The sequence below is a fragment of the Acinetobacter sp. UBA2581 genome, from assembly GCF_002339435.1.
In the GTDB taxonomy this organism is placed as follows: Bacteria; Pseudomonadota; Gammaproteobacteria; order Pseudomonadales; family Moraxellaceae; genus Acinetobacter; species Acinetobacter variabilis.
In genome coordinates this window covers 38,289-58,752 of sequence record NZ_DDLD01000075.1, presented here as the reverse complement: position 1 = coordinate 58,752, position 20,464 = coordinate 38,289, and the positions used below count along the sequence as shown (strand labels likewise).

The 20,464-nt window shown below is 42.2% G+C and carries 17 protein-coding genes and 2 pseudogenes; 15 read left to right on the top strand and 4 right to left on the bottom strand.

Features of this window, described 5'->3' with window-relative positions; all coding sequences use genetic code 11:
- Positions 1–42 precede the first annotated feature (42 nt).
- Positions 43–1,254 carry a multidrug effflux MFS transporter gene (locus tag B3Q46_RS09355; protein WP_034705661.1) on the top strand — a complete coding sequence of 404 codons (1,212 nt, stop codon included), beginning with the start codon at positions 43–45 and terminating at the stop codon, positions 1,252–1,254.
- Between the two features lie 79 nt (positions 1,255–1,333).
- On the opposite strand, the gene B3Q46_RS09350 is transcribed toward B3Q46_RS09355, so the two are convergent.
- Positions 1,334–2,041: a nitroreductase gene (locus B3Q46_RS09350; RefSeq protein ID WP_286714947.1), complete on the bottom strand. Its 708-nt coding sequence runs from the start codon at positions 2,039–2,041 to the stop codon at positions 1,334–1,336.
- A gap of 927 nt (positions 2,042–2,968) precedes the next feature.
- On the opposite strand from B3Q46_RS09350, the gene gltS reads away from it, so the two are divergent.
- Positions 2,969–4,207, top strand: a complete 1,239-nt coding sequence (gltS, locus tag B3Q46_RS09345) for a sodium/glutamate symporter (protein ID WP_034701739.1) — start codon at positions 2,969–2,971, stop codon at positions 4,205–4,207.
- A gap of 42 nt (positions 4,208–4,249) precedes the next feature.
- The gene (locus B3Q46_RS09340) at positions 4,250–5,725 is read left to right on the top strand and encodes an alanine/glycine:cation symporter family protein (protein WP_034701735.1); all 1,476 of its coding nucleotides are present in this window, start codon (positions 4,250–4,252) and stop codon (positions 5,723–5,725) included.
- A gap of 78 nt (positions 5,726–5,803) precedes the next feature.
- On the opposite strand, the gene chrA is transcribed toward B3Q46_RS09340, so the two are convergent.
- Positions 5,804–6,991 carry a chromate efflux transporter gene (gene chrA, locus B3Q46_RS09335; RefSeq protein ID WP_104425858.1) on the bottom strand — a complete coding sequence of 396 codons (1,188 nt, stop codon included), beginning with the start codon at positions 6,989–6,991 and terminating at the stop codon, positions 5,804–5,806.
- 121 nt (positions 6,992–7,112) lie between these two features.
- On the opposite strand from chrA, the gene B3Q46_RS09330 reads away from it, so the two are divergent.
- The 7 genes and pseudogenes from B3Q46_RS09330 to B3Q46_RS09300 all read left to right on the top strand — a co-directional run bounded on the left by B3Q46_RS09330 (position 7,113) and on the right by B3Q46_RS09300 (position 13,041).
- Positions 7,113–8,108 carry a patatin-like phospholipase family protein gene (locus tag B3Q46_RS09330; RefSeq protein ID WP_034701728.1) on the top strand — a complete coding sequence of 332 codons (996 nt, stop codon included), beginning with the start codon at positions 7,113–7,115 and terminating at the stop codon, positions 8,106–8,108.
- A 333-nt stretch (positions 8,109–8,441) separates the two neighbouring features.
- A complete protein-coding gene (locus B3Q46_RS09325; RefSeq protein ID WP_171069899.1) occupies positions 8,442–8,618 on the top strand; it encodes a hypothetical protein in 177 nt (58 codons plus the stop codon).
- A gap of 316 nt (positions 8,619–8,934) precedes the next feature.
- On the top strand, positions 8,935–9,456 hold the full coding sequence (locus B3Q46_RS09320; protein WP_004784949.1) for an acyl-CoA thioesterase: 522 nt from the start codon (positions 8,935–8,937) through the stop codon (positions 9,454–9,456).
- Positions 9,457–9,598: 142 nt separating this feature from the next.
- Complete coding sequence (locus B3Q46_RS09315) at positions 9,599–10,162, top strand: TetR/AcrR family transcriptional regulator (RefSeq protein WP_034581092.1); 564 nt, start codon at positions 9,599–9,601, stop codon at positions 10,160–10,162.
- A gap of 40 nt (positions 10,163–10,202) precedes the next feature.
- Positions 10,203–11,405 (top strand): annotated as a pseudogene (locus tag B3Q46_RS09310) (MFS transporter).
- 1 nt (position 11,406) lies between these two features.
- Positions 11,407–12,303, top strand: coding sequence for a LysR substrate-binding domain-containing protein (locus B3Q46_RS09305; protein WP_104425859.1), 897 nt, complete (start codon positions 11,407–11,409; stop codon positions 12,301–12,303).
- A gap of 123 nt (positions 12,304–12,426) precedes the next feature.
- Positions 12,427–13,041, top strand: a complete 615-nt coding sequence (locus B3Q46_RS09300; RefSeq protein ID WP_034701754.1) for a glutathione S-transferase family protein — start codon at positions 12,427–12,429, stop codon at positions 13,039–13,041.
- Positions 13,042–13,102: 61 nt separating this feature from the next.
- Here B3Q46_RS09300 and B3Q46_RS09295 read toward each other — a convergent pair.
- Positions 13,103–14,707, bottom strand: a pseudogene (locus B3Q46_RS09295) (bifunctional 3-(3-hydroxy-phenyl)propionate/3-hydroxycinnamic acid hydroxylase).
- A gap of 327 nt (positions 14,708–15,034) precedes the next feature.
- Complete coding sequence (locus B3Q46_RS09290; protein ID WP_104425860.1) at positions 15,035–15,289, bottom strand: hypothetical protein; 255 nt, start codon at positions 15,287–15,289, stop codon at positions 15,035–15,037.
- A gap of 390 nt (positions 15,290–15,679) precedes the next feature.
- Here B3Q46_RS09290 and B3Q46_RS09285 point away from each other — a divergent pair, with 390 nt between their 5' ends.
- The 5 genes from B3Q46_RS09285 to B3Q46_RS09265 all read left to right on the top strand — a co-directional run bounded on the left by B3Q46_RS09285 (position 15,680) and on the right by B3Q46_RS09265 (position 20,452).
- The gene (locus tag B3Q46_RS09285) at positions 15,680–16,684 is read left to right on the top strand and encodes a CobW family GTP-binding protein (protein WP_034701718.1); all 1,005 of its coding nucleotides are present in this window, start codon (positions 15,680–15,682) and stop codon (positions 16,682–16,684) included.
- Between the two features lie 100 nt (positions 16,685–16,784).
- A complete protein-coding gene (locus tag B3Q46_RS09280; protein ID WP_034701715.1) occupies positions 16,785–17,315 on the top strand; it encodes a YaeQ family protein in 531 nt (176 codons plus the stop codon).
- Positions 17,316–17,402: 87 nt separating this feature from the next.
- Positions 17,403–18,026 carry an MgtC/SapB family protein gene (locus B3Q46_RS09275; protein WP_034701713.1) on the top strand — a complete coding sequence of 208 codons (624 nt, stop codon included), beginning with the start codon at positions 17,403–17,405 and terminating at the stop codon, positions 18,024–18,026.
- Between the two features lie 79 nt (positions 18,027–18,105).
- Complete coding sequence (locus tag B3Q46_RS09270) at positions 18,106–18,444, top strand: FKBP-type peptidyl-prolyl cis-trans isomerase (RefSeq protein WP_004814829.1); 339 nt, start codon at positions 18,106–18,108, stop codon at positions 18,442–18,444.
- Positions 18,445–18,616: 172 nt separating this feature from the next.
- Positions 18,617–20,452, top strand: a complete 1,836-nt coding sequence (locus B3Q46_RS09265) for a sensor domain-containing diguanylate cyclase (protein WP_034701701.1) — start codon at positions 18,617–18,619, stop codon at positions 20,450–20,452.
- The last annotated feature ends 12 nt before the right edge of the window (positions 20,453–20,464 follow it).

Below are 20,464 nucleotides of genomic sequence, written 5' to 3'. Positions count from 1 at the left end.
TGTTAATTTGTCTGCCTACTACGCATTAAAATCTTTAATTACATGAACTCCAATACGACAGCACCACGGCCTTATGCCATGTCTTGGATTATTTTGCTGGCTTCACTGACTGCACTTGGTCCTTTATCTATTGATATGTATCTCTCTGCCTTACCCGAAATGGCAGCGGATTTTGGTGTCAGCACCCAGATGGTTTCCAATAGTCTGCCAGCTTATTTCCTTGGATTGGCGGTTGGGCAGTTGCTATATGGCCCGATCAGTGACCGGATTGGACGTAAGCCACCGCTTTATTTTGGATTGAGTCTGTATATTCTAGCAAGTCTGTTGTGTATGTTTGCACAGAATGAATGGAGCCTGATTGCAGCACGGGTATTACAAGCCTTAGGGGGATGTGTAGGTGTCGTGATTGCCCGAGCAACCATTCGTGATCGGCTGGATATGCAGGCGGCTGCACAGGCCTTTGCCAGCATGATGATTGTAACGACCATTGCACCGATTATTGCGCCAAGTCTCGGCGCATGGGTACTGATGTTTTTTGAGTGGAATATTATTTTCTTGGTGCTGATGGGCTGTGGCTTGTTTAGCCTAGTCTGTGTGCATTTTTTCTTTCAGGAAACCTTACCTCCGGAACGCCGCCTTAAACTGAATTTGCAGCAGGTATTGAGTTTATACCGAACCATTTTTCAGGATGAGAGTTTCAGACGACCAATGCTAGTGGGTTGTTTTTCTGGGGCGGTGATGTTCTGCTATATCAGCGCTTCTTCAGCTATTCTGATGGATCATTATCATCTCACTGAACAGCAGTTTGCTTATGCTTTCGGGGGGAATGCTGTGGGAATCATGCTGTTTTCGACTCTGAATAAGCATCTGGCTCAATATCTTTCAGTCTTAAGTCGTTTAAAACTAGGCGCTTCTTTACAGGGAATCGGTGTCTTGGCTTTACTGGTTTTAGGCTATCTGAATATTGAATCTGTTATCCTGGTTATGGCGGCCTTATTTGTCGTTGTAGCCTCAATTGGTTTTGTGGGACCGAATGCGATGGCGCTGGCTATGGCAGAGCAGGGTGCTCGTGCCGGAACAGCCAGTGCGATTATGGGCAGTATGCAATTTGCCTGCGGTTTGTTGGGCGGAGTTTTACTGAACTTTATGCTGTGGGATGCTTTATTCAATATGGCCTTGGTAATGGCGATCTTTGTGGTTATAGCCTTTAGATCTGTATTGAAATTAGAACTGCCTAGAGTTAAGCAGAGATAAGGAGCTGCAAGAACTCTATATCTCTGTCAGATGATCCAAGCAGCTCAAAGTTGATGCTTGAATCATGGCTTATCTAATTTTATTCTTCTACAAAAACGGCAAATTCCTCTACCGGGACACGTGGGGTGATAAAGGTATTTACGATATGGTCTGGATCTGCATAGCCTAGTGACATGCCACAGACCAGCTCTTCATCATCACCTGTGTCCAGTACATCCAGCACGATGCTATGAAAATGATTCCAGGCAGCCTGCGGACAGGTATCCAGACCACGCGCCTTGGCAGCCAGCATCACGTTTTGAATCATCATGGAAATATCCATTTTTGAACCTACGCCTAAATCTTTATGTAAGGTAAAGAATAGCCCCACTGGTGCATCAAATAATTCAAAATTACGCAGGTTCTGGCGTGCCATTTTCTCTTTTTCGCCTTTCTGGATATTCAGCAAACCATATAAGCCCCAGCCATTTTCACGGCGTCGGTCGATATAAGGAGAGAACCATTGCTCGGGATAATAGGCAAAGGTTTCTTTATATTGTGCGGCTAGTACCGGATTTTGATAAAGCTCCATTTGCGCCTGACAGACACGCTGCACCAGCTCATCGCGCTTTTTTCCGGTTAGCACATATACTTTCCATGGCTGGGTATTGGTTCCTGAAGGGGCGCGGCTAGCCACAGTCAAAATGTCTTTGAGCATGTCGGTACTGACCGGCGTATCTAGAAAAGCACGAACTGAATGACGGGAAGTAATGGTTTGATCTACAGCATGAACGAGGTTTTGATCCATTTTAATTTCCAATCTCATATCCTTAATGATGGTGAAATGACTATAAACCAAACAAACCTTGTCGGGCAGGGGGTAATTTTAGTTTCACAGTGAATTGGGATGATTAATAGAAATCACATGAATGAGAATGTATTTAGGAGATATAGGAGCTATATAAATAGCCTAAGAAATTTATTGAATGCTTAAACAAAACTGCCTATAAAAATGAAACCAATACTTTAGATGCTGATATCTTGAGCAATTAACATCGATGGCTGTAACTATACAGAAAGTTAAGAGCAAAATAGAATGATTAAAATTCAATCTTAAAAATAAAATTAAATATCCGTTTTTAGATTCAATTAATATTTTATTTCGATTAGAATTTAGGGGTAGTAAACTATAAAAAATAATAAGTTATACTTATTTTTTATATATTTGCTAACTATAGTTAATAAAAAACAATAAAACTTTATACAAAGAAACAGCATAATGTGCGACTTTTCAGTTGAATACATGCATTTTGAGGAAATAATGAAGATTGCATGGTCAAGCTCTATTTGAAATATCTTATTGCAAATGACTTGATGAACTCAGTTAGGTTAAAAGCACTCATGTAGCAATTCATGCTGGTTGAGAAGTAAAAAATATAGGTTGGATGTTATCGCTATAAGTTGCACGCTGAGATGAATTTACGCATCTGGCGTAGCTTATGCAATCAGCAAAAGGCCGTTTTTCGCTTTTATAAATCTCTCACTGAATATGATCATCACGATGATATTCATAAGTTTGAAACAGATGCGGAATGCTTTGTTGATTCTAAAGGCGATAGATGAATGAAAAAGATGACAATTACATGGGGTTATGTAAGGTTTTTTTCTGTAAAAATGAATCGCAACACGACTTTTAGAATGACGAAAATTCAGGACCATCTTGGACAAAAAAATTATGGATTTTACTTTTAACGCATTTTATACCCTGATCGCTGCAGTAATTGTTCTATTACTGGGTCGGTTTTTGGTGGATAAAATCGATTTTCTAAAACGTTACAACATTCCTGAACCTGTTGCAGGTGGTCTGGTTGCAGCGGTTATCTCTCTGCTGGTTCATTCGTTCTGGGGCTATAGCATTACCACGAGCGCGGAACTGCAAACCAGTTTTATGCTGATTTTCTTTGCCTCGATCGGTCTGAGTGCGAACTTCGCCAAATTGCGTGAAGGTGGGATCGGACTGGTGATCTTCCTGGTTGCCATCTCGACATTTATTGCACTACAAAATGCGGTTGGTATGGGACTAGCAAGCTTGTTAGGTATTGATCCTCTGATTGGTCTGATTGCCGGCTCGATTACGCTGACTGGTGGACATGGTACTGCTGGTGCCTGGGGTGAAATTCTTGAAGTTGAGCACGGTATTCAGGGGGCTTTGGCACTCGGTATGGCAAGTGCGACCTTTGGTCTGATTATTGGTGGAATTATCGGTGGGCCTTTGGCGAAACTGTTGATTAACCGTCATAATCTTGCTGTGGCCCGTACCGATCAGCAAATCGAAAAACGTGACAACACGCCAATGGACAGCACGACAGATGAATATGTGCAATTTGAATATCCACATCGTGTTCGTCTGATCACCGCCGATAATGCCATTACCACGCTTGGTTTGTTTGCAGGCTGTCTGGCATTTGCGGAGCTGATGACTGGCTTCAGTAAAGATACAGTATTTGAACTGCCAACATTTGTATGGGCACTGGCAGGCGGCGTGATTCTGCGTAACGTGCTGGAAGGCATCCTGAAAATCCAGATTTTCGACCGTGCGATTGATGTGTTTGGTAATGCTTCATTGTCACTTTATCTGGCCATGGCGCTGCTGTCATTAAAACTATGGCAACTGGCGGATCTGGCAGGACCATTGATGGTGATTCTCGGTGCACAGACCTTGACCATGGCTTTATATGCAGCATTTGTGACTTTCCGGGTGATGGGCAAAAACTACGATGCCGCAGTACTTGCCGCAGGTCACTGTGGTTTCGGGATGGGTGCAACCCCAACGGCTGTCGCCAATATGCAGGCGATTACCAATATGTATGGCGCTTCGCATAAAGCCTTCCTGATCGTTCCATTATGTGGTGCTTTCTTCGTTGACTTGATTAATGCCACGATCATCCAGATGATCTTGAAATTTTTCGTCTAATTTTAGGCTTGATAATGAGTCATAAGCTCATAAGGATATGACATGAATGATCAGCTAAATGAAACCTTACTGGGCTGGGTCAATGCCTTAAATGGTCCACTCTGGGACTTTTTAGTGGTATTCCTGGTCGCAGTCGGTATTTTGTATACGATCATGACCGGTGCCGTACAAATCCGTTTGTTCTTGCACAGTATGAAAGTCATGAAACGTAGTCGTGGCAAGGTCGAAGACGATCATGGTATTACGCCGTTTCAGGCTTTTGTTACAGGTCTGGCTAGCCGGGTTGGTGTGGGTAATGTCGCTGGTGTCGCCATTGCGATTGCTGTCGGTGGTCCAGGTGCTGTGTTCTGGATGTGGTTTACTGCATTTCTGGGAATGAGTTCTGCTTTTGTAGAATCGTCATTAGCCCAGTTATTTAAAGTTCGGGATAACAAGAACCAGCAATTCCGCGGTGGACCAGCGTATTACATTACTCAGGGTCTTAAGCAAAAATGGCTGGGAATTGTATTTGCGATTGCGCTGATTACGACCTACGGTTTTGTGTTTAATGCCGTACAGGCCAATGCGATTACTGCTGCAACCTCACATGCCTGGGGCTGGAATGAAGCCAATCTGATGTTGCCATTAGGCGGCTTCGATCTGGAAATTTCCTGGATTGGTCTGGTCTTGGTCTTGATTACGGCCATGATTATTTTTGGCGGGATCAAGCGGATTGCCAAAGTTGCTGAAGGGGTAGTGCCTTTCATGGCAGTTCTTTACCTAGCTGTTGCTTTATATATCGCCGTCATCAATTACGATATGTTGCCGTCTATTTTCCAGCTGATCTTTAGCAAAGCATTTGAGTTTGAAGCAGCGGCTGGCGGTTTCTTCGGTGCCATGATCTCGATGGCCATGATGATGGGGATTAAGCGCGGTTTATTCTCGAACGAAGCGGGGATGGGTTCAGCACCGAATGCGGCAGCTGCCTCTGACGTGAAACATCCGGTGAATCAGGGTCTGGTTCAAATGCTTGGCGTATTTGTAGATACCTTCGTCGTATGTTCATGTACCGCTATCATTATTTTAGTCTCTGGCCTATATGAAAATGCCGGTTTTGAAGGTGTAACCTTGACCCAGATGGCGCTTGAAAGCCAGATTGGTGCTTGGGGTGATGACTTCCTGGCCTTGATCTTATTCCTGTTCGCCTATTCTTCTATTATTGGTAACTATGCCTATGCAGAAGGAAATATTCAGTTCATCAATAATAACAGTAAGGTCATGTTTACTTTCCGATTGCTGGTATTGTTTATGGTGTATTTCGGCTCGATTGCCAGTGTGCCATTGATTTGGAATATGGCGGATCTGTTCATGGGTGTCATGGCTAGTATCAACCTGATTGCGATTGTGCTGCTGATGCCATTTATTTTGATGCTGCTCAAGGACTATACCGGTCAGCTGAAACGTGGCATCGAGCAACCAGAGTTTAAACTCGATGATCATCCGAAATTTAAAGATAAAGTTAAATCAGATATCTGGTAAGACTTGAGAAAAAGCCCCGACTGGTTCGGGGCTTTTTTATGGGTTTAATAGTTAGAATGACATAAAATTCAGATAGCTTTAATATAGGATAAAGCCAGCAATCAGGCTGAACCAGACTGGTAATTTCGAGCGTAACAGTAAAATCATTACGATGACAAAAACCAGATCAGACCAGGAACGAAAATATGCCTGAGAGAGATCAATCAGCAAATATAAAAGCAGTCCGACGACTGCCGCATTAATCCCGCTCACTGCCTGAAAAATAATACGTTGCTGCATTAACCATGACCAATAAGGCAAAGTAGCAAAAATCAGAAAAAATGAAGGCAGGAAAATGGCGCAGGTTGCTAAAAGTGCATTAATCCAGGCTGAACCTGTCCAAGGCAACAGGGCACCGACATAGCTGGCAAAACTAAATAATGGACCCGGCATCAATTGAGCAAATGCATAACCTAGATCGAAAGATTGTGACGAAAGCAAATTGGTCGCAACAAAGTCCTGATGCAGCAAAGGCAGAATGACATGTCCGCCACCAAAGACCAATGAGCCAGTTTGATAAAAATCAGCAAAAAACGCGAGTTCAGGCCAAGAACCAGATTTGACTAGTATAGGAATCAGGAAAAAGGGCAGTATAAATGCGATGAACCAGTAAGGTGAATGACGTGGCTGAATATAGCTTGAGTGAATGATAGATGAATTTGAAGCAGGCTTATTTTCCTGAGGAGAATTAGAAAATTTTGCCATTACAAGGCCAAAAACTGCCCCTAAAATAATGACTAATAGCTGATTCAAACTGATACTAATGAAGCTCAGGATCAGGACTGAAATCAAGACCAGTACATACTGCCAGATGCTCTTGCAGAAACTGTTAAGCATTTGCCAGAATGCCCAGACGATTACAGAAAAAACGATCAATTGAATGCTATGAAAGCTGTTTGAGTTTAGAATATGGAAATAGTGCTGACCGAGTACTGCGATCAAGCTCATCAGAAGCGTTGAAGGCAGAGTAAACCCAAGCCAAGCCACGAATGCCCCAGCATAACCTCTTTGCAGATAGCCGATTGAGAGGCCCACCTGACTGCTGCTGGGGCCGGGCAAAAGCTGCGCTAATGCAACCAGCTGGCCATATTGTGTCGCATTTAACCACTGTAACTGGTCGACAAATTTACGGTGAAAAAACACCAGATGCGCCGCCGGTCCACCGAATGCCATACAGCCCAGTTGCAGGAAAGTGAGAAAGATCCGGTACAGTGATGATGTATTCATACAGTGGCTGAAAATTGAAAGATATTAATGCAACTGTATGACAGTTTTACGAAATTCTACAGATTATTTAAGCATGTGTTTATACACTATGCTGCTTTAACAAAATGAGGACGTGCTCTGCATGCAGAAATATGTACTGAGTATATTGGCGATGACAATGGTAGGTCTGAGCGGCTGCCAAACGACATCCGGTTTTAATCCATCTAACTCTAATCATATTAAATCTGCCAGTTCAGTAGCAGAAGCCCAAGCACGTCCAAACCAGATCAATTTCCGCAAGATCAAGCAAACAGAAAACCGTCCGGTGATTGCACTGGTTCTTGGCAGTGGCGGTGCGCGTGGCTATGCGCATATCGGTGCAATTGAAGTATTGGAACAGGCAGGCATACAACCAGACTTTATTGTGGGAACCAGTGCCGGCAGTATTGTCGGCTCCATTTATGCCAGTGGTAAACCGGCGATTGAACTGCGTAATATTGCGTTAAGCATGAAAGCGACTGACGTCCGCGACATCAAGCTGGACCCTAAAGGTTTTTTTGATGGCAAAAAAGTCGAAAATTATGTGAATTTGCAAGTGGATCAAACGCCTTTGCAAGCCATGAAAATCCCGATGTTTGTGGTAGCCACAGCCTTGAAAGAGGGCAAGCGGGTAGTCTTCAATTATGGTAATACCGGTCAGGCAGTACGTGCATCCGTTTCTATTCCAAGCATGTTTATTCCGACTGTCATCCAGAAAAAAGAATATGTGGATGGAGGGCTGGTCAGTCCGGTGCCAGTTAAAGTAGCTCGTGAGTTGGGCGCTGATATTGTGATTGCTGTCGATATTTTGGCGCAGCCAATCCATACTGAAACCACCAATGTCTGGGGCCTATTCAACCAGAATATTAATATCATGCAGCAACGTTTAGCTTCTGAGGAGCTACAATACGCCGATGTGGTAATTCAGCCAGACTTACGCGAAAAAGGTCATATTTTTGATGTGCGTGGCAGGGAATTGACCATGGACGCTGGCATCGAGGCGGCTAAACTCAAGCTACCAGAAATTGCTCAGGCCTATCAGAAGCATAATTACAGTCAGGGTCATCAGATTCCATTGCTCTTGGCCCAGCAACAATAATTTGCTCTAAGATTTTTAATAAAATATTTATTTTTCATAAAGATGTATAAAAATATTTACCTCTTTTCTCATGTAGATGAAAAGCGGCTCATTTTTGCTCATCGTTTTTAGAGATGAGCTGATGTTTTCTACCTATTGAAAGTCACTTAAAGCCCGAGTTTCAATTGGAAATAAATATTTGAATTATAAAAATATAGTGATTTTATAAATATATTTTAAGGCTATTTTTTGATTTTAACAAAATTATTCACAGACTTAAGTTAAACAACTTTTCAAAAGCTTAGAAGATCATGACAGAATAAAAATTGATAGATTAATAAATGTAAAAGCCATATGAATCACATCGAAATTGGCCAGCAAGTCACATTAGCTCAGTTTGAAAATACAATTTTTACTGTAACTAAAGGTCATCCCGATGGTTCTTTTACCGTTGAAACTATATTGCATGGCCAGCAGACTTTAAGTTATGAAAATGTGGCGCGAGAAATGTTGAGACAAGTGCCTGCTTAATTCGAGGTTATTTTTTGTTAATGCATGCAGTTCTCTTAAACCGAGTTCTGCATGCTTAATAAATAATCTCTTAATTGCAGTGCATTGATTCAAGAAAATAATTTACTAGATAAATTCCTGTTTATTTTATAGTTACTGAAAATAACTTTCTGATGATTTTTATGGATCTTCAGAGGAATATCTTTTTTTTTGTATGGAGAAAAATTTCATATCAAGAATTATGATGTTTTATTTGCCGAATTGAACATTTTATTTAGACCAAAAAAGCTATAATAATGGTCTATATCATTGTCATTCAAAGAGTTCAGAGAAAACGATGGCCCCTTTAGATCAAATTGCAACAGCATCGGATGACCAGTCAGAGTTAACGATGTCGGTTCTTATGACGCCAGATATGGCGAACTTTTCAGGAAATGTACATGGTGGAACAATTCTGAAATTATTGGACCAGGTTGCTTATGCTTGTGCGAGTCGCTATTCGGGTAGTTATGTCGTAACCCTGTCTGTAGACAAAGTAAATTTCAAAGAACCGATTCATGTCGGTGAGCTGGTGACTTTCCTGGCAAGTGTGAACCATGTAGGTCGTACTTCCATGGAAATTGGCATTCGTGTAGAAGCACAAAATATTCAGAAACGTACTGTACGCCATACCAATAGTTGCTACTTTACCATGGTCGCTGTTGATGAAAATGGTAAGCCTAAACAGATTCCACCGCTGAATCTGGACAATGACTGGAAACGTTGCCGTTTTGAAGCGGCTGAACAACGTAAAGTTGCCCGTCTGCAGGAAAACCATCATCCTTCATGCAGCATCTATAAAAAATCAGCGCATAGTTAAGTACTAAACTTAATTCGCTTATTAAAGAGGCCTTCAATGTGAGGCCTTTTTTTTGCCTAGAAAATCATTCAACTCTGGTTTAAGCTTCTTTTTTTAATCTAATATGAAACGATACGTATCGTTTCGTTTTTTGGTTTTAAGCATGAGTGAAGAAGAAAAATGTTCACGGCGTCAGCACAGTATTCTGCAGGCAGTTTCGGATGCACTGGCAGAAGGTGAATATCATCAGCTAACTATAGAAGATGTGGCTGCACGGGCAGGGGTTGGCAAATCTACGATTTACCGCTGGTGGAAACATAAATCTGAATTGGTACTAGATGCTTTCAAGCAGCGTACAGCAGGGGTATTTGAACTGGATGCTTCACAGAGCCTGCGTAGTAATCTGGTTCAACAGCTAACTTTGCTAGTTCAGGCGCTTAATCATCCGGTAGGCCGTGCTTTGCTGGTCGTTATGGCCAATCATCGGGAGCTGGCTGCAGACTTTTTTCAGCAATATCTATTACCACGTCGAAAACAAACCCATCAATTGATTCAACAGGCCATTCAACGTGGAGAATTACGTGCGGATTATCCTTTTGATCTGATGCTGGACACTTTATATGGGCCGATTCATTACCAGATCATTTTCTTCAACCGCATGCCGGATGATCAATATATCCAGAATCTGGTAGATATGGCCTTAAGCCCAGCTTTGATTTCTCCCTGAGTTTAGTCAATTCTTAAATTTGCTTTAAAAGTTGCGTGTTATGTCTGCTAGTCCTGAGCGCTTATGGAATCGCTCCTTTGTTCTGTGTTTATTGAACAATCTGTTCCTGTTTATCTATTACTTTGCCTTACTGACCATTCTGCCGGTTTATATCATGAAAGATCTGGGCGGATCAGTCAAAGAAGCAGGTTTGGCTTTGACCCTGTTCTTAGTTTCCTCCATCGCTGTTCGACTTTTTCTGGCATGATTATCGAGAAACTCGGCAAGAAATTGGCAATGCGTGGAGCCGGAGTTATTTTTGCCTTGTTTGCCTTTAGTTATCTGCTGGTCGATAGCATGTGGTCATTATTGGCAGTACGTTTCTTACATGGAATTTGGTTCAGTATTCTAACGATGGTCACCGTTCCTGTCGCGAATGAGTTTATTCCGGAATCTCGTAAAGGTGAGGGCATGGGCTATTTTGTCATGTCCACCAATCTGGGCGTGGTATTTGGTCCATTACTGGCCTTAACCGTGGTTCAGTTCACCAGCTTTAAAGTGCTGTTTGGCTTGCTTGCTGTGATTATCTCTATCGGCTTGATCTTTTCCTTCATGCTGAAAATTACCGAATTAGCAAAACCTCAGATCAAAATAGCTGAAAAATCAAAATTCAGCCTGCATGACATTATTGAAGTCAAAGTGCTGGCGGTCAGTTTTGTGGCTCTACTCACTGCTTTTGCTTACTCCAGCATTATGAGTTTTATCACGCCCTTTAGTGAAACCAAGCAACTACTAGCTTATACCGGCATCTTCTTTATTGTTTTTGCTGCCTCAATGTTGTTAGTACGGCCTTGGGTGGGCAAAATTTACGACCGTAAAGGGCCAAGTGCAGTTATCTATCCTTCTTTTATTTTCTTTGCAATTGGCATGATGATCGTCAGTGTCATGTCCGGTCAGTGGACTATGTGGCTGTCTGCAGTATTTATTGGAATTGGTTAGGGTTCATTATTTCCATGTTTACAAACGCTAGCGATTTCAATCTGTCGAAAAACAGCGTATGGGCCATGTAATTTCTACCTTTTTTAGCCTGTTTGATATTGGACTGGCAGTGGGTTCAGTAGTGATGGGTATGATCATTGCACAATACGGTTTTGAAAAAACCTATATGTTCTGTGCAGTGATGGTGATTTTCACTTTATTAATCTACCGTCAATATGTGGCCAGGAAGCGACCTTCGATTTCAGCATCTTTACTGGAAGAATAAAATGGAATTAAGACATTTACGCTATTTTGTTACAGTGGCTGAAGAGCTGAATTTCACCCGGGCAGCTGAAAAACTGAATACTGTTCAGCCTTCACTCAGTCAGCAGATTAAGGATTTGGAGCGGGAAGTGGATGCGCAATTGCTGGAGCGGAATAACCGCAAGGTTGAGCTGACCGAGGCTGGAAAGGCTTTTTTAAAGGAAGCTCTGTTGAGCTTAGAACATGCAGAACGTGCCGTGCAGGCAGCCCGTCAGATCGCACATGTACATAAGGGTCAGCTGAATATTGGCTTTGTGCCGGTCGCGGAAATGAAAATTTTTCCTTATATCATGCCGAATATCCGTGCACATTTTCCTGAACTGAAAGCACTGTTTCATAGCCTGACTGATGCAGAACAGTTTAACGCGCTGAGACAGGGTAGTATTGATATTGCCTTTACCTGTTATAGGGATCAGTCGGGTGAGTTTGAATCCGTTCAGATTTTTGATGAGCCACTGACGCTGATTGTGCCGAAAAATTCTCCGGTCGCAGAGATGCCTTATGTCAGCATCAAGAAGTTTGAAAATCAGGACTTTGTGATTAGTGATGAACAGGCCTCACCACAGCTGCATAAGATTATTGATGATTTCTTTAGGCAGGCGAAACTGAACGTGAATGTGGTGCAGTATTCCACCAATATTCTGCTGAATGTCAATCTGGTGGGCATGGGGGTTGGCTGGAGTCTGGTACCCGCTTATGTGATTCCTTTACTCGGCGATAATATTGTGGTGAAGAAAACGCTGGAACCTTTACCGATGATTGCTCTCTATGTCAGTTACCGTAAAAATAACCAGCATCCTGCGATTGAGCTGATTCTGAAAGTGCTCAAAGAAAAGTTTTGTGTAGATCTCTTTAAGTAAATTATTGATCTTCCATAAATGAAATGTGCTACAGAAATGATCTGTAGCACATGCTTTTTAATTGCAAAAGAAAGTCGCTTTATACTGAAATTCAAAAAATAAGAAATCGGTTGAAGCAGAATGATGAAGCTCTATAACAACCCTCAGTCACGCGGCATGACCTTGCTGCCCATACTTAAAGAACTGCAGATTGAAGATCAGCTTGAGCAGGTGGAAGTTCCTTTTAAAGATATGCATCAACCTGAATATCTTCAGATCAATCCGATGGGTAAAGTTCCGTGTCTGGTTGATCAAGGCGTCGTAATTTCAGAAATGGCGGCTATTATCATCTATCTGGCAGATAAGTATCAGGACAAAGGATTGGCACCCGCTTTAGATGATCCCAAACGTGGTGCTTACTTAAAATGGATCTTTTTCTGTCATGGGCCACTCACTGAATATATCGATGTAAAAAATTTACTAGTACCCCAAGAACAGATTGAAAAGGTCCGAACCAGTTTAAGTTTTGGTAACGAAGCCGCGGTATTTGATTTTCTTCAACGAGGCTTGTCGCAGGCCAAGCCTTATCTTTTAGGTAAAAAAGTTTCTGCTGCAGATTTATATGTGGCCTATTGTCTGATCTTCGCAATTAGTACAAAAATTTTGCCGCCGTTGGAAGAATTTAAACCTTTCCTACAGCAGATGGCGCGTCGTGATTCTCTCAAAGATATTTCATGGTTTGAGCAATACCGAACTTAGCTTCTATGTTCATCTATAAATAGGAAACCACGCCGTAACGTGGTTTTTTGACTGAGGTCAATTATTTGACATGGAGCTTGTTAAATAGCGCCTGACTTGTGCTTTCCATAGATTGAGGAATTGCTAGGGCAGCCACGAAGCGGTCTGGACGCAGGATGACGATAGAGTCTTTGGTCTTACCGAACCAGGTACGAATGTCCGTACCGATATCACCAATGGTGATCACATCTTCATATTGCTTACGATGTTGATTAGACAATTGAACTGCAGAAATGACTTGGATAAATCTTACGCCAAGTTTTTTCCACTGTTGTATCGTTTGCTTGCTTAAACCCCATTTCGGATTTACACCCTAGGCAATGATGGCGAAGTCATTGCCAATCACTTCATCGAGTAATATATTTTCACCAGACTCCAGTTTCACCTGCGGCTGAATAAACATCTTGCCGACTGGAGAGTCTTTCTGAGTATTGGCCAGCAGGGCACCATCATGATACTTCGGCATTGGCTTAAAGCGCATTTCCAGCAGGTACTGTTTGATTGGCTTGATATAGTTCAATGCGTAAGCAATACCGTCACGAACAAAGCCTTGCCATTTTTTTGGTGGCGCAAGAACGTGGCCTGCCATCACTGAAAGATCGATCATCGCTTTGGCATGATCCTTACGTTCTACTTGGTAAAAGTCCAGTAATTCATGACTTGCTTTACTCTGGATCACCAATGCAACTTTCCAGGCCAGGTTAAAGGCATCACGCATACCGCTGTTATAGCCTTGGCTTTGCCATACCGGCATGATGTGTGCAGCATCACCAGCAAGCAGAATACGGTCAGCACGGAACTTATCTGCAATACGTGCATTGTGGGTATAGACACGTTGACGAATCACTTCGATTCCATCGGTATTTGGTAAAACTTTAGATAGTAGTTTGGCAATATTTTCCGGTTTGCTGAGGTCTTCCTGAGTTTCGCCTGGCATGACCATGAACTCGAAGCGGCGAATGCCATGCGGCAGGATAGCCGATACATACGGACGTACCGGGTCACAGCATAGATAAATATGTGGGGTTGCCAATGGGTCATTATCGATATCAATCACGATCCACTGGTTCGGTGCAGTTTCACCTTCAAATGGAATATTGAGGGTACGACGTACATAAGAGTTTCCACCATCACAAGCAATCAGGTACTGAGCATGTATAACTTCTTCGCCACCGTCTTTAGTTAGAACCTTTAAAGTTGCACCCTCAGCATCCTGGCTGAAATGAGTCAAATGACGCGAGAAAAGTACTTCAGTTTTTTTATATTGTTTGAGGCCTTGCAGCAGAACATTATCTACTTGTGGCTGAATGAAAGCATTACGGCGGGAGAAACCAAATTCACGAGTCAGTGGCTGAATGTCTACGAAGCAACGGCCTTTGGGTGTCAGGAAGCGCATGGCATGATTAGGTGTGGTATGCGGCAAGACCTGATCAACCAGTCCCAAAGATTGAATAGTACGCAAGGATTCATCATCAATGCCGATGGCATGCGGATAATCGATCAGACTATCTAGCTGTTCAACTACAGTGACCTGTACGCCCTGTTTGCTCAGGTAGTTTGCAATCGTTAAGCCTACCGGGCCAGCACCCAAAATCGCCACTTCAGTGGTGTAATTTGTATTGCTCATAGCGAATGTCCATTCAATCCATTCAGGATTGAGACTATTAAGGAACAATCAATAGCGCTAAACAAGCTAGTCCATAGTAGGTCATGTCTATCAAAAAGATTTGGTTGAAAAGATTTTAATTTTAATAAATTATTGATAATAAATGATAATATTTAAATCTATTCATAAGATGAATGAATCCTATGATCATTTTTGGCTATAGTGAACAGCCTATAACATATAAAAAAGCTGAATCACGCAGTTGCATGATTCAGCCTCAGTCTACATCCGGCAGCATAGATCGAACCTACTGGAGATTTACTGCACGAGATGTTGCTTTAAACCTGATTAACGAGTCGATGTCGACTTAGTCGTTTTTTTACCATCTTTGTCTTCTGTAGCAGCTTCAGACGCAGCAGGCTGGTCAGCAGGTCCAGCCGTGGTTACATTCGGATTTGGGTTATTCGTTGCAGGAAGTTCCTGAGTTGTTACAGTGACTTTCTGTTCCTCAGTGGTCTTCGTGTCAGTGGTATTGTTTGCTGCAAAACTTGTAGTTGCGGCTGCAGTAAGCGTTGTTGCAAGTAAGATTTGTGCATATTTCATGTTGAGCATCCTTTTTATTACATTTATAAACTGCCGAATGACCATCACATCAATCCGGCAGGAATTCATCCTAAGCATGAAAATTTTACGGAGCAAAGTAATTAACAAAAGCCGCACGAAGCTGTTAACCAAGCAAATACAATCATTGGAAATTTGTTTTCTTCTGTTAAATGTATAGGAAATTTTTAGCTGGAAATGTGTGTAAATATTTCAAATATAGCGTTTAAGTGCACCAGTTAAGGGCTAAAAAGTACTTACTACAAACTGTTATTTTTATTTGCACTGAGATAAATAGGATTTACTCATCCAAAAAATGAACACTTTTGCAAGAGTCCAGTGCTCTATAATAGTCAGGTTTACTACTTCTAATTCTATCTTTGAGAATCAATTTTGAAAGTTCTTGCCGCTCAGCAGCCTATTCCTGTACACATCATTTCCGGATTTTTAGGTGCCGGTAAAACCACTTTATTAAAATATTTACTGAGCCAGAAACCGGAGCAGGAAGTCTGGGCTGTGCTGATGAATGAATTTGGTCAGATTGGCGTCGACCAGCAATTACTACCTCAGGATCAGGGCTATGCAGTGAAAGAATTGCTGGGTGGCTGTTTATGTTGTAGCAGTCAGTTGCCGATGCAGATTGCTTTATCCCGGCTATTGTCAGAAACCAAACCGGACCGGCTATTTATTGAACCTACAGGACTCGGACATCCCGGACAACTGCTGGAACAGCTCACTGAACCACATTGGCAGAGTCATTTAAAGATGCAATCTTTGGTTACCGTGGTGGATGGCTCACGTTTACATGATCGGGACTGGACGCATCAGAACCTGTATGCGGATCAGCTGAAAGTTGCCAATATTGTGGTCATTTCCCATGCTGATTTGATGACTGAAACTGATCATGCTGCTTTAACTGAACTCAAGTCTGAGTATCAGCCATATGCCCAGCACTGGCTGATGATAGAAAACGGAAAGCTGGATATTGAGCAAATCAAACAGGATTATCAGGGTATTCCACGGCAGATCCAGCCACTGCTCAAGCAACAGCGCCAAATATCTGGAGAGGTGCTGGCTGTCGTACATCAGTTGCCTTATCATTATGTTGAAAGTGCACAAGGCTATCAGGTGGCAGGTTGGAAATTGCCGAAACGCTGGCAGTTTGATTTTTATAATCTGCTGGATTTGCTTTGTGAGCAGCAGGACTGGCTCAGAATCAAAGGGATTTTCAATACCAATCAGGGCTGGAAAAGCTTTAATTTCAATCCTGAACAGTTTAATTATCAGTCTGCCGAAGAAGGTATTGATAACCGGGTAGAAGTGATTTACCAGACCTCACGTGACTGGCTGGAATTTGAAACTGCTTTAATGCAATGCCGGATTGAGCAGGAAAAATAGCTTCGAATCTGTGTATAGAAAATAGCTAGATAAGACGAAATCTGTCCAGCAAAAAATCAATAAATCTTATATGCTAGGCGCCAAATTTGAGGATTGTGTTATGGCGCTTAAAGCAACGATTTACAAGGCTGACCTGAATATTGCCGATATGGATAACCATCGTTATGAAGACTATCAGTTAACGATGGCATTGCATCCTTCGGAAACTATTGAACGTCTAATGGTGCGTGTTTTGGCTTATGCACGTTTTGCTGGCGAGGCGCTTGAATTTACCAAAGACCTGTTTGAGACTGATGAGCCAGCGTTGTGGGAAAAAGACCTGACTGGCCAATTATTGAAATGGATCGAAGTGGGTTGTCCTGACGAAGATAAAGTCAAGAAAGCCAGTGCGCGTTGCAAACAGGTCGCAGTAGTCGCTTATGGTTCTTCAGTTGATGAATGGTATAAACGTAATTCCAAGTTAAAAACGCTGTCAAATGTTGAGGTCTGGAAAATTTCAACCGCCAGCACTGAAGCGGTACAACAGTTATGTGAACGTACCATGCAGCTGCAACTAAATATCATGGATGGTGAATGGACCCTGATCGGTGATCAGGCCCAAGCTGTAATTGAGTGGGAACAGTTACAATAACAACTCACAAGGATGCAAGTTTCGACTTGTGTCCTCGCCCCAATATTTCGTATATCTGGAGAGAATAATAAGTTCCAGGGACGAAGCATGTATCATGAACTTTATGATTTGCTGTTAGCAGTCGTGATTGGTGCGGTTATTGGAGCGGAACGGGAATATCATAGTAAATCTGCCGGACTGCGCACCATGATCATGGTCAGTCTGAGTTCCTGTCTATTTACTATTATTTCCTTAAAAATCGGCGTCGCCAACCCAGACCGTCTGGCAGCCAATGTCTTAACTGGCCTGGGTTTTCTGGGAGCCGGAGTGATTTTAAAAGATGATAACCGGATTTCTGGGATTACCACTGCAACCACAATCTGGATGACAGCTGCACTGGGCATGGCAGTTGGTGCTGGCTATGAACTGTTAAGTGTCTGGGCAACGGTGATCGTGCTGACCGTACTGGTTCTACTGGTCTATGTACAACGTGGGATTGAGCATCTGAATCAAGAACGTAATTATGAAATTGTCTGTCCTTTTGAGCAGCATGAGCCGGATCATTATGAAAAACTGTTTAAACAATACAAATTAAAAGTCATCCATTCCAGCCAGCAAAAAATCGACCGGCGGATCACAGGCCGCTGGATCCTGATGGGTTCGGCTAAAAATCACCAGAAATTAACCCAGTATTTATTACAGGATAAGAAGATTCAGGAACTCAGCTTTTGATCCATTGGAGCTAAAGTCTGAGGAATTTGGCTCAATCGTGTTTATACTAGGGCTATTTGCAAAATGAAGGATATTGACGATGACCAAAGAACTAGAAATTATTGACCTGGTGGTGGGTGAAGGTAAAGAAGCGGTAAAAGGTGCACTGATTACCACGCATTACACTGGCTGGCTGGAAGATGGAACCAAGTTTGATTCATCGCTGGATCGTGGTAATTATTTTGAGACGGTCATCGGCACTGGTCGTGTGATTAAAGGCTGGGATCAAGGTATCATCGGCATGAAAGTGGGGGGCAAACGTAAGCTGATCGTACCTGCCCATCTGGCTTATGGTGAACGTAAAATGGGGAACATTATCCCGGCAAATTCCAACCTGATTTTTGAAATCGAACTGTATGACGTTAAAACACGTGACTGATATTATGTGACTTTCTGAACAGTACAATATGTCAGGAATTCAGCAGCAGGATAGCTCGTCGGTTATCCTGCTTTTTATATGAAAAATCATTGGCAATATCCAACATTCCACGTACATTAGAATTAATAACAGTAGCTACAGGATGGCCTTTTTGCTCAGGTTTAGGGGGATTATGCTGATATTGGCATCGTGGTTGATGCTGATATTTTTGATGGGGACTACACGGATCGTGTGGGCTCAATATGATGCTGCTCCAGAATCTTATTTCCTGGCTCATCAGAATGAGGTCACCGAACTAAAATTTGATGAAGACAGTACCACCTTGTTGCAAGGCAAATGGCAGTTCTATCCACGTCAGTTCATTGAGCAACCAGATCCTGAACTCGAATCACAAGTAGTTGAACTTCCAGCTTCATTCAAGAGTCTCACCGGAACCAATGCCACTTATGGCACTTTTATTAGCCATTTTAAAATTCCCAAAAAATTTATCGGACAACGTTTAGCGATTCAGATTCCGAGTCAGTATGGTGCTTATAGCATTTATTTAAATGGGGATATCTTGCTGCGTTTTGGTAAAATCAGTAAAACCCCGACAGGGCAGGTGACTGAAAAGGCACCTAAGATCGCATCTTTTGTGCCACAGAATGAATATTTTACCTTAAGTATTCAGGTTTCCAACTATACTAATTTACATGGCGGACTAGAAAAGCCTCTGAAAATTGGCCCCTCTGCGACCATTAACCGACAGTTTATGTTGCAAATGCTGAGTATTGCTTTGGTCTGTGGCACAGTGCTGGGTGTAGGACTATTTACCATTTTATTTTCCCTGTTTCGCGGATCTGTGGAGCGAAATAGCCGCAGTGTATTTATTTTTGGCTTATTTATTATTTTTTTGGCACTGCATAATCTTTTTTCTGCGCCACATCCATACGCCATTGTAAGTAAAATCAGTTGGTTATGGGGCGCTCGTCTAGAATATCTGTTCACTTTTCTGGCAATCTTATTCTTCCTGAGCTACATGTACCTGTTTAAGCCACGTTATATCCGACGTTCAATTTATTACGTAGGTGCGGGATTACTGATTTTTAATATCGCAGTAACCTTGTTTAGCACACCAGAAGTTTTTGAGCGTCTGGCTTTGTATAGCGTTATCTATGGTCTGGTGATACTGGGTAATTTTATTTACGGGTTTTATGTGACACTTTCTCAAGGAGATGAATATTCGTTCACTAACCTGTTTGCCATCATCTTTCTGTGTGTGACCTTTCTTAATGATTATCTGGTATTACTGAATGTAATTGAGAGCGTGCATCTGTCATTTATTTCGACCAGCCTGTATGTCTTGATCATTATGTTTCAACAATCTCGTAATTATGCCCATCAAACCTACCATACCGAGCGACTGAATAATAAATTAATGATCTTGAACAGTTCACTGGATCAGAAAGTCAAAGCACGTACCGAGCAATTACGTGAACTGAATGCCAAACTCGAACATCAGGTGAATATTGATGCTTTGACGGGTGCCTTTAACCGTCGTGCTTTAAATGACCAAATCCAGCAGCAGTTTTTATACTGTCAGCAACATCCACACAGTACACTGATTTTTGCCATGCTCGATGTCGACTATTTTAAAAATTACAATGACTATTATGGGCACTTAAAAGGAGATGAAATTTTACAGAATCTGGTCAAGGTCATTCAGACGGTACTCCCTGAATCCGCGTATTTAGCCCGTTATGGTGGAGAAGAATTTGCGATTCTACTCACTGATGTACCTGTTCAGGCAGCCTTAGAGTTTCTGGAAAAAGTCTTGCACAAGATTCGCGAACAGCAATTTGAACACTTAAATCGAACAGATGATAAATCTTATGTCACGGTCAGCATGGGTATTTCCTGGATGGATCAAACACATCCCTATCCAGATATTCATGCACTGATGAAAGCGGCAGATGTGCAGTTATACGCGGCTAAGCAAGCAGGGCGAGATCAACTTAAAATGGCATGAAAAATTTTTAAT